This is a genomic window from Bartonella sp. CL71SXKL, assembly GCF_042194935.1.
GTDB lineage: Bacteria > Pseudomonadota > Alphaproteobacteria > Rhizobiales > Rhizobiaceae > Bartonella.
This window is the reverse complement of sequence record NZ_JBHINI010000001.1, coordinates 73,878-89,271: the sequence shown is the minus strand read 5'-3', so window position 1 is coordinate 89,271 and position 15,394 is coordinate 73,878. Positions and strand designations below refer to the sequence as shown.

Here is a 15,394-nt window from a genome sequence, read left to right as displayed (position 1 = left end):
CGATCAAAGTTGAAGATCAAGAAGAATTTACATTCAATGGAAAAGATGTCCTTTTTTATTTCTCTTAAGCATCGTCATCATTAGAAACACCGCCTCCGAGAATATTAGTAACGTCATCATCTTCATCGTCACCATCATGAGATAAAAATGTATCATCATCATCACCAAGATCTACATCACTATCTTCTAAATCAGGAAGATCGTCATCTTTAGAATCCTCATCATCCTCTTCAAGAAGCATAAAAGCAGATTTTTCAAGTGCTGTATCAAGCTCTTCAGTATCAACTTCTTCCTCATTGTTTGCTTCAGCTGCTGCAACTTCAAAGTAAGAACGCGGATAAGAAATTCCTGTATAGGGCGACACAATAGGATCGCGATTTAGATCGTAAAATTTTTTTCCTGTTTCTGGATCAACACGTTTAGTTCCAAGTTCTTGTTTTGCCATAAACCGTGCCTCTTTGATTAACTATTATTCCATTAAAAGATAAATTTTATGGTGCTTAATCGAAAAATAATACCTTTGTCAAAGATAAATACACTGTTCCACAGTGATTTTTTCATGACGTCTTTTAAAGCATGTGCTAAAGGATGCACAATTTCATAAAAGTTAGATAGAATTAAATAGAATTTCCATGCAAAAAGCAATCCCTATAACCACCTATAAATCGAGTAGTCTCTCTGGAAAAATTCAAATACCAGGAGATAAATCAATCTCTCACCGCTCTCTTATATTGGGAGGATTAGCAAGTGGTGAGACATATATTCATGGATTACTTGAAAGCGCTGATGTACTCAATACAGCTGCTGCTATGCAAGCTATGGGTGCCTGTATTATTAAAAAAGATGACTTCTGGATCATACGAGGAACAGGGAATGGTTGCCTTTTAGCTGCACAAAAACCTTTAGACTTTGGAAACGCTGGAACAGGTGCTCGTTTGGTTATGGGAATGGTTGGTCCGTATCATATGAAAACAACCTTTATTGGTGATGCTTCTCTCTCTAAACGTCCAATGGGACGTATCCTTGATCCACTGCGTCTCATGGGGGTTGAAATTGAGGCAACGCGCGACGATCATCTTCCTTTAACGCTTTATGGTCCGAAAATGGCTAATCCGATTCGTTACCGTATTCCAATAGCTTCCTCCCAAATTAAATCAGCAATCCTGCTTGCTGGACTCAATACCGCCGGCATTACAACTGTTATTGAACCAGTTCTGACACGAGATCATACGGAAAAAATGTTAAAAGCATTCGGTGCGCAACTTGAAATAGAAAAAGATAACGAAGGTGCGCGTTTGATTCACCTTAATGGTCAACCCCATCTTACTGGGCAAACGATTCATATTCCGGGGGATCCTTCTTCTGCTGCTTTTCCAATTATCGCAGCCCTTCTTGTAGAAGACTCTGATATCACCATTGAAAATGTTTTGATAAATAACTCTCGAATAGGACTTATCGAAACATTGTGGGAAATGGGTGCTCAAATTGAATTTTTGAACCGACGTCAAACAGGTGGAGAGGATGTTGCTGATCTACGAATAAAATCATCGGTCCTTAGAGGCGTTACGGTGCCCAAAGAACGTGCTCCATCGATGATTGATGAATATCCTGCTTTGGCAGTAGCAGCAGCCTTTGCAGAAGGCAAAACAGTAATGCTAGGAATTGAAGAGTTGCGTGTAAAAGAATCAGATCGACTGTCTGCTGTTGCTCAAGGACTCAAAATTAATTGCGTAGACTGTGAAGAAGGTCAAGATTTTCTTATTGTTTATGGAAAAGGTTCTGCCAAAGGTTTGGGTGGTGGACATGTCTCCACACATCTTGATCATCGAATTGCTATGTGTTTTCTCATTTTTGGGCTTGTATCAGAAAAACCTGTTACTATTGATGATAAACGAATGATCGCTACGAGCTTTCCAGAATTTATTCCTTTTATAAAACAACTTGGGGGAAAAATCGCTTGAAGCCTTTTGTTATCGCCATTGATGGACCTGCAGCCTCAGGCAAAGGAACCTTAGCACGCAAAATTGCTGCACATTATCGCCTTCGCCATCTCGATACTGGTCTTACTTATCGTAGTGTTGCTCATACGCTTTTACAACAAAATTTAGCTCTTAATGATGAAAAAAATGCTATTATTTATGCTAAAGAACTTGATTTTAATACCTTAAATCCTTCTCTTCTTTCTTCTCATGAACTTGGTGAAGCGGCTTCAAAAATAGCAATTAATCCTGCTGTACGCAAAATTCTTGTCGAAAAACAACGCAACTTTGCTAAAGTTTTGCCCGGCTGTGTGCTTGATGGGCGTGATATCGGAACTATTGTTTGTCCTGATGCCGATATCAAGTTTTATATTCTAGCCAATGTCCAAACACGCGCCAAACGTCGCTACCAAGAGATTTTAAAAAAAGGTGTTCAAGCAAATTATCATGAAATCCTAGCTCAACTTGAACAGCGCGACAGTCGCGATATAACGCGCAAACAAAGTCCATTAAAACCAGCAAAAAACGCCCACTTGCTTGATACGTCAGAATTGAGTATAGAAGCAACATTTGAAGTTGCATGCAGTTTTATTGATCCAATCATAAAAATGCATATAATTGGATAAATTCGTTAAGGTAACTTCCAGCCTAGCGCTAACTTTTTTTCCTTTATTCAAGGAAAAAGGCTAAGAAGTTGCTTATGTTAACACTAACCCAGCGCTCATACCTTATAATACAAGGTATATATTAGGAGTTCTTATGTCACAATACAATCCCACAACAGCGGATTTTGAAGCCCTTTTAACAGAATCTTTTCAAACTAATGATCTTAATGAAGGATCTGTTGTTAAAGGTCGTGTTATTGCAATCGAAAAAGACATGGCCATTATTGATGCTGGTCTTAAAGTTGAAGGACGTATTCCTCTCAAAGAATTTGGAGCTAAAGCAAAAGATGGTTCTTTGCAAGTTGGCGATGAAGTTGAGGTTTACATTGAACGCATTGAAAATGCGATGGGTGAAGCTGTTTTATCGCGTGAAAAAGCACGGCGCGAAGAAAGTTGGGTCCGTTTGGAGGAAAAATTCAATGCTGGTGCACGCGTTGATGGAGTGATCTTTAGCCAAGTAAAAGGTGGTTTTACAGTCGATCTTGATGGTGCCGTTGCTTTCTTGCCTCGCAGCCAAGTTGATATTCGTCCCATTCGTGATGTTTCACCCCTCATGCATAATTCACAGTCCTTTGAAATTTTGAAGATGGATCGTCGTCGTGGCAATATTGTGGTTTCACGTCGCACTGTCTTAGAAGAAAGTCGCGCTGAGCAACGTTCAGAAATCGTACAAAATCTTGAAGAAAACCAAATCGTTGAAGGTGTGGTGAAAAATATTACAGATTATGGTGCCTTTGTTGATCTTGGTGGGATTGATGGTCTCTTGCACGTTACAGATATGGCATGGCGGCGTGTTAATCACCCATCTGAGGTGCTCACAATTGGCCAAACGATTAAAGTTCAGATTATTCGCATTAATCAAGACACGCACCGTATTTCTCTTGGAATGAAACAGCTTGAAAGTGATCCTTGGGAAAGCATCAGTGTCCGGTATCCGATTGGTAAAAAAATTACGGGTGCTGTTACCAACATTACTGATTACGGTGGTTTTGTTGAAATTGAACCAGGAATCGAAGGGCTGATCCATGTTTCTGAAATGAGCTGGACAAAGAAAAATGTTCATCCTGGAAAAATTCTGTCTACATCACAAGAAGTAGAAGTGGTTGTTCTTGAGATTGATCCTTCTAAACGGCGTATTTCTCTTGGCTTAAAGCAAACATTTGAAAATCCATGGGAAGCTTTTGCCAATAAATTTCCTGTCAATTCGCAAATTGAAGGAGAGGTTAAAAATAAAACAGAATTTGGTCTGTTTATTGGGCTTGAAGGCGATGTTGACGGTATGGTTCATTTGTCTGATCTTGATTGGAACCGTCCTGGTGAACAAGTTATTGATACTTATAATAAAGGCGATATCGTTAAGGCTGTGGTCCTTGATGTTGACATTGAAAAAGAGCGCATTTCTCTTGGAATTAAGCAGCTTTCCAGCGATAAAGTTGGAGAAGCAGCTGCTTCTGGCGAATTGCGAAAAGGTGCTGTTGTAACATGCGAAGTGATTGCTGTTAACGACAATGACATTGGTGTGAAATTGATTGATCACAACCTTGAGACAACCATTCGGCGTGCTGATCTCGCGCGTGATCGTGATGAGCAACGTCCTGAGCGTTTCGCAATTGGGCAAAAGGTTGATGCTCGCATCACAGCATTTGATAAAAAAACACGTAAAATTTCAGTATCGATTAAAGCTTTAGAAATTGCAGAGGAAAAAGAAGCTGTTGCACAATATGGTTCTACAGATTCAGGTGCTTCTCTTGGTGATATTCTTGGTGCAGCTTTGAAAAAACAAGAACAAGATTAATCATCAATCATTAAAGTTAGTGTTATTATTAAGGTCACTCATTTTAGGAGTGACCTTTTTATTTTCTAAAGAAATTGTCTGCTTATTTTTAAATTATTGAAACAAAAATTATAAATGCTTGCAAATAAAAACAAAAAGTTTGTTTTTTGTCTAACAACGGTTCACTATTCAGATAAAATGCTTAAAATTTAAATAAAAAACGATGTAATTGAATAACAATGGGACATTATGACGTGCATAAGACCTTTCATAAAGTGCTTTTTTTCTCAAAAAGAGAAAAAAGACCATTTTATTAATACGGATTTTCCTCTTCGTGCAATTTATAAGGTACAGGAAGATCTTTATAACTTAGGGCATGATATAGCTTCTGGTAAAGAAATTTTACTCCCTGAATATGAAGGAGTAGAAGATTTTCGCAAGAGATTGAATGAAAATGCTAAACTTATTCTTCATGCCTTTCACACCAGTGATTTTGCTGCCCGAAATGATGAAACCATCGCACCTTCTGCTCAATGGCTCATTGATAATCATTACACCATTGATAAAACCATACAAAAGCTACGTCGTAATCTACCCAAGTCCTTCATAAAGCAACTTCCTCTTTCTACACACAAAGCGGGAATACCACGAATTTTTGCTTTAACTTGGCTTTATATTGCGCATACCGATAGCAGCTTTTCACAAGAAACACTCACTGCTATGACCAACGGATTTCAAGAAGTTTGTGCGCTCACAATTGGTGAATTGTGGGCTCTTCCTTCTGTTATGCAAATGCTGCTCATTGAAAATGTCCGTCGTCTTTCAGTCCGTATCGAAAAAGCGCGACATATGCGCCATCTTGCTAGTCAAGTAGCTGATAAAATCTCTCTTTTAGAAAATAAAACAAATCTACACTCTCTTTTTACGCAGTATAAACCATTTACTGTTGATCCAACTTTTTCAGCACATTTATTCTATCGCCTGCGCAGTGCATCTGTCGATTCAACCGTAGCATTAACTTGGCTTGAAAAGCAATTGAAAAGCCAAGGCAGTAGCTTAGAGATTGCAACAGCTGATGAACATACCCGACAAGCAGCAGATGGTGTGACCATGGGAAATATTATCCGTGCTCTTAAAGCTATAGATGATGTTGATTGGATAGCATGGTTTGAAACAGTGAGTTGTGTCGATTCTATTTTGCGTAAAAATAGTGATTTTTCTGAAATTGATGCTCACTCACGCAATATTTATCGACAAGTCATTGAAAAAGTTTCACGCTTTTCGCCTCTTAGTGAACTGGAAGTTGCACATAAAGTTGTAGAAATGGCAAATTCCACTTCTAAAGATATGCCTCATCATTCTTGTGTGGGGTGGTACCTTGTTGATGATGGTCGTGGCATATTTGAAAAGGCTTGTGGATATATTCCGCCCTTTCTCATAAAATGGACACGCGCTTCTTGTTGCTCAAAATTGAGAGTCATCGCCCTTCCTGTCTCTTTTCTGACGCTTGCTCTTTTGCTGGTAATTTACGCCCTTTTACAAATATCTGGCATGACACAATGGATGTCTTTTTGCTTTACTGTATTGGCGCTTTTTCCTGCTATGGATGCTGCTTTTGCTTTATTTAACACTGTTGTTTCGTGGTTTGTCCCATCAAGACAGCTCATTGGTTATGAATATAAAGAAGGTATTCCAAAACATGCACGGACAATGGTTGTTGTACCTACTTTGATGACATCACGCGCTAATGTTGATGAACAAGTGCGCAATCTTGAAGTGCACTATCTTTCCAATCCTAAAGGTGCCATTCATTTTGCGCTCATTACAGATTGGGTGGATGCTCCATTGAGAGAAACGCAAGATGATCTTGATTTATTGCACTATGCGCAAAAGAGTATTGATAAACTCAATAGTCGTTATCATCGTGATGAACTTCCGCTTTTTTTCCTTTTACATCGCCGACGCCTTTATAATACAAGCGAAAAATGTTGGATGGGATGGGAACGAAAGCGAGGAAAACTTCATGAACTTAATCGGCTCTTAAGAGGCGATAAAAATACAAGCTTTTATCCTCCCAATCCACATCTTCCTATGGATTGCCGTTTTGTTATGACGCTGGATTGTGATACACGTCTTACTCCAGAGAGCGTCGCGAAACTTGTTGGAAAGCTTAACCATCCACTCAATCATCCCGTTTTTGATCCACAAAGTGGAAAGGTTGTAAAGGGCTATAGCATTTTACAACCACGCATTATTCCTTCTCTTACAACAGGAAAAAAAACATCAATTCTCCAACGGGTTTTTTCTATCAACCGTGGCATTGATCCTTATGTTTTTGCTGTTTCTGATACTTATCAAGATCTTTTAGGAGAAGGCACCTTTATCGGTAAAGGTCTTTATAATATTGATGCATTTGAACAAGCGCTTGATGGCAAAATTAAAGAAAATACTATTCTTAGCCATGATCTCTTAGAGGGAGGTTATGCTCGTACTGCTCTGGTAAGTAGCATAGAAGTCATTGAAGACTATCCAACCGCTTACAATATTGATGTTATGCGTTATCATCGTTGGGTCCGCGGTGATTGGCAGCTTTTGCCTTATCTTTTTTCCTACCGTCAAATAAGTTTCGTGACGCGTTGGAAAATGCAGGATAATTTACGTCGTTCTCTCACTCCACTTATGTGGTTAATCGCAGCATTTGCAGGATGGGCTTTTTTGTCTTTAAAGAGTGCAATCGTCTGGCAAATATTCTTGTTGTTTAGCTCCTTCATTTCACCCATTCTATGTGTATTAAAAACGTTTGTCTCATCTAATATAGATCATTCTTTGCGTGGACATTTTCAATTAATTGGGAACAAAATTGCTCTTACAAGCGCTGATATATTTCTTAAAACGACGTTTCTTGCTCATTCGGCGTATTTTATGACCGATGCGATTATTCGTACACTCTATCGTATGACGATTTCAAAACAGCATCTTCTTGAATGGCAAACTTCTGCCGCAACAAAATCAATGCCCAATAGTTTGCGTTTCTATGTTTTTACAATGGCACCAGCATCGCTTATCGGTGTTCTTACTATAGCACTCCCTCTTTTTTCTGATAGTTTTGCAAGCTTGGTTGCTTTACCTTTTGGGATAGCATGGTTTTTTTCACCCTTTATTGCTTGGATTGTGAGTCAACCTTCAACCTTTCAAGATAGCCTTTATCTTTCTTCAAAAGATGAAAAAAAACTCCGCTCTATTGCACGGCGGACATGGCTTTATTATGCAACCTTTGTCAATGAACAAAACAACTATTTGCCTCCCGATAATTTTCAAGAAGATCCTGAACCTCTTGTTGCTCAACGTACATCGCCTACGAATATTGGCGTTTATCTCCTTTCTATTATTGCAGCACGTGATTTTGGCTGGATTGGTTTTGAAGAGACCATCACCCGTATTGAATGTACATTACGCTCTCTTACAAAAATGGAAAAGTTCCGTGGTCATCTCTATAATTGGTATGAAACGGATACACTCAGGCCTCTTTTGCCTACTTATGTATCAACCGTTGATTCGGGAAATCTTGCCGGTCATTTGGTAACACTCTCTTCTGCTTTAAGTGAATGGGCTGAAAAACCGCCTCTTTTTTTTCAAAGTGATCGAGAAGGCTTATCGGATGTTCTTGCTATTCTTGAAGAAACTGTCAGAGAAATTCCAGATCATCAACCCAGTTTACGCTCTTTACGCCAAAAAATCGAAGAAAACATCACTCGTTTTCATGATTCTGTCTTCACTTTTATAGAACAAGAAAATACGATCCCTTCTCACGTCATAAATCTTTCACTTGCAGCCCACGATATTGTGCACTTAGTCGATGAACTTGACCACAAAATTCAAACGATAGAATCTGCTCGTGCACTTTCTTGGGCTAAATGCCTTATCGATACCTGTAACGCTTATCATCATGATGCGACTGCTCATTGTGATACTGAAAAATTACGTAAAAAACTAAACAGGCTGGCTATAGTGGCACGGCAAATAGCCTTTGATATGAAATTTGACTTTTTAGAACAGCCTAAACGGCATCTCTTATCCATTGGATATCGTGTTCAAGAAAACAAACTCGATGAAAATTGTTATGACCTGCTTGCTTCAGAAGCACGTCTTGCAAGCTTTTTTGCCATCGCAAAAGGAGATATAAAACTTAAACATTGGTTTCGTCTTGGTCGACTTCTCGTACCCATAGGTGGGAAAGGTGCACTCCTATCATGGTCTGGATCAATGTTCGAATATCTTATGCCATCTCTCGTAATGCATGAACCTTTAGGGTCTCTCCTAGATCAAACAAATCGATTGATTATTCGTTGTCAAATACAATATGCCCATAAACGGGAATTGCCATGGGGTATTTCAGAAGCCGCATTTAATGCTCGCGATCATTTAATGAATTACCAATACGCTCATTTTGGTGTTCCAAACCTCGGACTCCAACGTGGTCTTTCACGCAATGCTGTCATTGCTCCCTATGCCAGCCTTCTAGCGGCACAATATGCTCCTGCTTGCGCTGTCGCTAATTTAAAACGACTTCGTGATCTTGGAGCTTTAGGAACATATGGTTATTATGACTCTGTTGATTTTACCCCTTCACGCGTGAAAACAGGGGAAAAATACGCCGTTGTACGCAATTATTATGCGCACCATCATGGCATGTCTATCCTTGCTCTTAACAATGTTATTTTTCAAGGGCGAATGCGTGATCGTTTTCACCGTGATCCCGTTATTGAGGCAACACAATTGCTCTTACAGGAAAGAGCGCCTCATCTCATTCCTATTATTCATACCAAAGCTGTTAATCGTATGCGCAATAAGTCTCAAGCATTTGATGCAGCCCCTTTGCGCATTATTACAAACCCGTTACTCAAACCACGAGCGACTTTACTTTTGTCTAATGGCTTTTATTCTACCATGTTAACAGCGAATGGTTCTGGTTACAGCCGTTGGCACGATTATGCGATTACGCGCTTTATTCCTGATGCAACAGAAGATCAACAAGGTATTTTATTCTTCTTGCGTGACACGCATAGTGGACGGTGGTGGTCTGTTACTGGTGAGCCAACACGTGTTATTGAAGAAGAAGCTGTCAGCATTTTTACAGATGAAAAGGCTGAATATACAAAAATGGTTGATGGTATTAAATCAACACTTGAATGTCTTATTACATCTGAAGGATGTGGCGAAGGGAGACGTATTCAATTGATGAATACGACAAATAAAGACCGATTCATTGAAGTGACTTCTTATGGTGAATTAGCGCTTGCCACGATGGATACAGACCAAGTTCATCCTGTTTTTTCCCGTATGTTTATAGAGACAGAAATTGCTGAAGAAGGTAAAACAATTTTTGCCAAAAGGCGCAAACGCTCGCCTAATGATCCTGAAGTCTATGTTGCCCATTTTGTTTCTAGTACAACAGATATTCTCCAAGAGACAGAAGCTGAAACAGATCGCTCTCTGTTTATTGGTCGGGGGCGATCCATTCATCGGCCCGCTGCATTTGACCAAAATGCTCGTTTCAGTAACAGTCAAGGTTGTGTTCTTGATCCTGTTATGTCATTGCGATGCCGTATAAAAATTTCAGCCCATGAAAAAGCAGAACTTATTTTTTGGACCTTTGCTGCTCATACAAAAGAAGCGCTAAATAATCATATTAAACATTATCGACAACCTGATATGTTTCAAAAAGAACTTTCAATGGCATGGACGCGCTCACAAGTCGCACTGTATCAGAGCGGAACCCAGCTTAAAGAAGCTATTATCTATCAAAAATATGCAACACCGCTTATCTATCCAGAAAGAACGTGGCGTCTTCCTTCTGAAATATTAGCAAAAACGCTAGGAAAACAGTCTGATCTTTGGCCCATGTCTATCTCAGGAGACAATCCACTCTGTCTTCTTAGATTAAATAACGAGGGAAATATAACCGTACTGCGCGAGCTCCTTAAAGCACACGAATATTGGTGTATGCGCGGACTCATTGTTGATTTGGTCATTCTTAATGAACAAACATTTTCTTATATACAAAGTACACAACGCGCTCTCGAGTGGGTCTGTGAAACTTATTATCACCACACGCAAAAAGCAGATGAACGCCAACATATTTTCATGCTTCGACGCGATCAAATGAGTGAACAGAGTTTTAAAACGCTTCTTGCATCAGCGCGTATCGTTCTTGATGCCCAAAATGGCTCTTTATCTGAACAACTTAAACGACTTGATGAGAATGATTTTAATCTCACAATTCGTAAAAATTATCAAGAATCTTATGATCAATTAGACTTGCCAAGATATAACGAAGGACAGCAATTTACAACACAAACTGAACAAAATCTTTTTTCTTCCATTGGTCTTATTAGCCAACAAAAACCATCCTCTTTTCTCCCAAATGGAGAAGATCTAAGATATTGGAATGGTTACGGTGGTTTTAATCAGCACAATCATTATGTAATACGTCTTCATGGACGTACCACCACACCACATCCGTGGATTAATGTCATTGCTAATCACAGATTTGGTTTTCATGTCTCTGCTGAAGGTGCAATTTTTACTTGGGCTAACAATAGCCGCGATTATCAACTAACTCCTTGGGCGAATGATCCAACGTCTAACCGGCCAGGAGAAGCTCTTTATCTGGTTGATCGCCAGTCTTTAAAACGTTTCTCACCCGTTTCTACTGTTGAATGTGACGAAAATATTGTCTATGAGGCTTGTCATGGGTTTGGATTCTCAACTTTTAAATCAACACATTCAGAAATCGCATTAGAACTGACTCATACACTTGATCCCGAAAAACCTATTCGCTTTTCACGTCTTATCCTTACGAATGAAGGGAAAAAACCACGTAGTTTACGCCTTTATAATTATGTTGAATGGGTTTTGGGAAATATCCGTACAAAATATGCCCCCTTTATTGTTTCCTCTTATGAGGCCAGATGGGGTGCACATTTTATTCAAAATCCCTATCACATCGAGAAATCTCAACAAGTTACATTTTTATCAGCATCCGAAATGCCAACCAGCACTACGACCAATCGCGCTGAATTTATTGGTGCAACGGGAACCGTAACACGTCCAAATGCGATCCGTAAAGCCGGTGCTCTTTCGAATACCATTGAAGCAGGATGTGATCCTTGTTCAGCATTCGCCTATGATATTGATCTTCAACCAGGGCAAACAAAAGAAATCATCTTCTATCTTGGCAGTGCTGAAAATAGGCAAGAAGCTGAAAAATTACTTAATCAAGTACGTGCAAGTGATTTTGAGATTCAGCTCACAAAACAAAAACAGCAATGGAGTGATTTTGTTTCTCCTTTCCAAGTCAAAACACCGGACGCTTCTTTTAATCTTATGGTCAACCATTGGCTTCCTTATCAAATCTACTCATGCCGCATCATGGCACGCGCAGGCTTTTACCAAGCTAGTGGTGCATTTGGTTTTCGTGACCAGTTACAAGATAGCCTGTCTTTGTTATTGCTGGAACCACAATTAGCACGTGAACAATTGTTAAATGCAGCAGCGCACCAATTTCTTGAAGGTGATGTGCAACATTGGTGGTTGCCTGACACAAATGCTGGTGTTCGTACATATATTTCTGATGATATCGTTTGGCTTGCATATGCAACAGCTCTTTATGTCAATACCACTGGCGATAATGCCTTTCTTGATACGCTGATTCCTTTTATTGAAGGTGATGTTCTCAAAAGTGGGCAACAGGATGCTTATTTTCAACCCACCCAATCCTCAAAGGTTGCAACAGTTTATGAACATTGTGCTTTAGCTTTAGACCTTGCCATTAAACGCTGCGGACCACATGGTCTCCCTCTTATTTTAGGTGGGGATTGGAATGATGGCATGAATTTGGTCGGTGTGGAAGGAAAAGGCGAAAGCATTTGGTTAGGATGGTTTCTTGGGCACACATTACAAGCATTTATCTCTTTAGCCAAAAAACGTGGTGACAATAGCCATATGCAAATATGGAGTACGTACCTTGAACATTTAACAAAATCCCTAGAGAAAAATGGTTGGGATGGTGCTTGGTATCGACGTGGTTATTTTGATGATGGAACGCCTCTGGGCTCTAAAGTCAATGATGAATGTCAAATTGATACCATTGCTCAATCTTGGGCTGTCATTTCTCAAATGGCATCGCTTGAGCGCCAAAAACAAGCAATGACATCAATGCTGGAACATCTCTATGATAAAAAAGGTGGACTCATTCGCCTTTTTTGGCCGCCTTTTGATAAAAGTACGCTCGAGCCTGGTTACATAAAAGGTTATCCTCCAGGAATTCGAGAAAATGGTGGTCAATACACGCATGGTGCCATTTGGAGTATTTTTGCGTTGGCTGAAATGGAACAAAACGATAAAGCTTATGCTTTATTTTCTATGATAAACCCAATTACCCACGGACAAGATCCTGAAATTTATCGTGTTGAACCTTATGTGATGGCCGCAGATATTTATGCTGTTGAACCACGATGTGGTCAAGGCGGTTGGACTTGGTATACAGGTTCAGCCGGTTGGTTTTATCGCGCCGCAACACAAGCTATTCTTGGAATACAGCGTCAGGGAGACCTCTTGTTTTTGCAGCCACATTTACCCTCTATTTGGCCAAAATATGAAGCAACAATGAAGTTTTATGATGCCGTTTATAGCATTAAAGTAAAATGGGGACCTAAAAATATGCTCTATGTTAATAGCAAAGAATATACCGAATTTCATACAGGGATAAAGTTACAAAAAACAGGTCAGCATGAAATTATACGTATTGTCAAATATTAAAGATGAAAGATGAAAAAAGAGAGCAGACTTTTTTATTCTTGCCCAAAACTGTAGAGTTGTTATATTGCACCGCCTATATTAGCCGTGTTGGTGCATAATATTTTAGATTTTATGAAACTGAAAGAAAAAGGTTATGAATCATCCGGATATTGCTAGACGTGTTTACAATCATACTTGGAAACTTGATCCCATTATTCGTTCACTTCTCGATACGGATTTTTATAAGCTTCTTATGGTGCAGATGATTTGGGGGTTATATCCTAATGTTGATGTTACTTTTTCCCTCATAAATCGCTCTAAAACAATACGTCTTGCCGATGATATTGATGAGAGTGAATTACGTGCTCAACTTGATCATGCTCTTAGTTTGCACTTTACAAAAAAAGAAATGATTTGGCTTGCTGGTAATACATTTTATGGACGCAAACAAATTTTTGAACCGGATTTTCTTCAGTGGCTTGAGAATTTTCAACTCCCAGAATATGAACTAACCCGTAAAGATGGCCAGTATATTCTTCATTTTTATGGTTCGTGGGCTCATAGCTCTATGTGGGAAATTCCAGCCCTTGCTATTATAAGTGAATTACGTTCACGTGCTGCTCTCAAAAAACTAGATCGTTTTGCTCTTGATGTACTTTATGCGCGTGCTAAAGCAAAAATGTGGAGTAAAGTTGAACGTCTCAAAAAATTGCCTGATATTAAAATATCTGACTTTGGGACAAGGCGCCGCCATTCTTTTTTATGGCAGCGCTGGTGTGTGGAAGCATTAAAAGAAGGGATTGGTAATTCTTTTACTGGAACTTCTAATGTTCTTCTTGCCATGGATACGGATTTAGAAGCTCTTGGAACCAATGCACACGAATTGCCCATGGTTATTGCGGCTCTCAGCAACAACGATGATGAATTACGCAGAGCTCCGTATCAAGTCTTGCAGGATTGGAACCGTTATTATGGTGGAAATCTTCTCATTGTTTTACCTGATACCTTTGGTACAGAAGCATTTTTACGCAATGCACCAGATTGGGTAGCTGATTGGACGGGTTTCAGACCCGATAGTGCGCCCCCTATTGAAGGTGGCGAACGTATTATTCAATGGTGGAAAGAAAAAGGAAAAGATCCATGCAAAAAACTTCTAATTTTTTCTGATGCTCTTGATGTCAATACAATTGAAAAAACCTATCATCATTTCCATGGTAAAGTGCGCATGAGTTTTGGGTGGGGCACGGATCTTACCAATGACTTTACAGGCTGTGCACCTCAGGAAATCGAAACTCTTGATGCTCTTTCCCTTGTTTGTAAGGTGACCTATGCCAATGGTCGACCAGCCGTGAAACTTTCAGATAATCCTGAAAAAACGATCGGTGATTCAAAAGAAGTACAACGTTATATCAATTTTTTTGGTAATACAAAGCGAATTGCTAGACCTATAAAGACGTAGTTTTCGGCTCTTTAAAACAAGTATATTGCCTCAACATATTGTTTATAAGATTGATTTTTGTTCTGCCCTAAGGATGAGGATTCTTAACCTTTGCTGGTCTGAAATAGTTCGGCTGTTTTTTGAGCAGATTCTACTTAGTCTATCAACGCATACGCTTCACTTACATAAGGCGCGATAGATAAGACTTAAAAATATTCACTACGCATTAAAAAAATACTTAACGCGCTAGGGAAGTTTAGCCAAGGAGGCTTCCTTATATCATTTGTCATAAATAACAGTGTTATACAGCATAACAAGATACTATCATTTTGCATGTTGAATGAGCGTGCGCGAGTATCATAAGTTTTTCTCATTTCAATCCTGTTAAATCAAGCACACTAATCCCCTTGCATATATGAAGGTTTTCAAGTTTTAAGAGTTATTGTTGTAGTTTGACAGTAGGTTTTATACTAAGTGGAAAGAGGCGGGATTAAGTAGGAATACGTGGTAATTTGTTGTTTTATGTACAATTTTTACCATTAAATGCGCGTTTTATCAAAATAGATTTTGACACCTAAAATTACAAAAATTACCGAAAATCAGAAAAAAGTGCGTTTCCATAGTAAAAATGAGAAAAGGCTTTCAAAACCCTTTGAGAACACCTTTAAAACTCTTTGAAAAAAATAAATTGGTACAAAATCTAGTGTCAAAATATACAAAACCAGATGACAAGCTACAA

Annotated in this window: 6 protein-coding genes; 5 read left to right on the top strand and 1 reads right to left on the bottom strand. The window is 39.1% G+C overall.

What is annotated here, in order from left to right:
• Positions 1 to 64 precede the first annotated feature (64 nt).
• Entirely contained in the window at positions 65 to 445 is a 381-nt protein-coding gene (locus ACFILA_RS00330) for a TIGR02300 family protein (RefSeq protein WP_273790244.1), read from the bottom strand.
• A gap of 187 nt (positions 446 to 632) precedes the next feature.
• On the opposite strand from ACFILA_RS00330, the gene aroA reads away from it, so the two are divergent.
• The 5 genes from aroA (at position 633) to pncB (ending at position 14,676) form a co-directional block, all read left to right on the top strand.
• Positions 633 to 1,961, top strand: coding sequence for a 3-phosphoshikimate 1-carboxyvinyltransferase (gene aroA, locus ACFILA_RS00325; RefSeq protein ID WP_375660461.1), 1,329 nt, complete (start codon positions 633 to 635; stop codon positions 1,959 to 1,961).
• Positions 1,958 to 2,605, top strand: coding sequence for a (d)CMP kinase (gene cmk, locus ACFILA_RS00320; protein ID WP_375617510.1), 648 nt, complete (start codon positions 1,958 to 1,960; stop codon positions 2,603 to 2,605). The genes aroA and cmk overlap by 4 nt, the downstream gene beginning before the upstream one ends.
• A 133-nt stretch (positions 2,606 to 2,738) precedes the next feature.
• Positions 2,739 to 4,439, top strand: coding sequence for a 30S ribosomal protein S1 (gene rpsA / locus ACFILA_RS00315; protein ID WP_026500132.1), 1,701 nt, complete (start codon positions 2,739 to 2,741; stop codon positions 4,437 to 4,439).
• 228 nt (positions 4,440 to 4,667) lie between these two features.
• Positions 4,668 to 13,238, top strand: coding sequence for a GH36-type glycosyl hydrolase domain-containing protein (locus tag ACFILA_RS00310; RefSeq protein ID WP_375660460.1), 8,571 nt, complete (start codon positions 4,668 to 4,670; stop codon positions 13,236 to 13,238).
• 133 nt (positions 13,239 to 13,371) lie between these two features.
• Positions 13,372 to 14,676: a nicotinate phosphoribosyltransferase gene (pncB, locus tag ACFILA_RS00305; RefSeq protein ID WP_273790248.1), complete on the top strand. Its 1,305-nt coding sequence runs from the start codon at positions 13,372 to 13,374 to the stop codon at positions 14,674 to 14,676.
• The last annotated feature ends 718 nt before the right edge of the window (positions 14,677 to 15,394 follow it).

Coding starts and splice junctions, on each gene's coding strand:
- ACFILA_RS00330 (WP_273790244.1), bottom strand. CDS start 445: ATGGCAAAACAAGAACTTGGAACTAAACGTGTTGATCCAGAAACAGGA.
- aroA (WP_375660461.1), top strand. CDS start 633: ATGCAAAAAGCAATCCCTATAACCACCTATAAATCGAGTAGTCTCTCT.
- rpsA (WP_026500132.1), top strand. CDS start 2,739: ATGTCACAATACAATCCCACAACAGCGGATTTTGAAGCCCTTTTAACA.
- ACFILA_RS00310 (WP_375660460.1), top strand. CDS start 4,668: ATGACGTGCATAAGACCTTTCATAAAGTGCTTTTTTTCTCAAAAAGAG.
- pncB (WP_273790248.1), top strand. CDS start 13,372: ATGAATCATCCGGATATTGCTAGACGTGTTTACAATCATACTTGGAAA.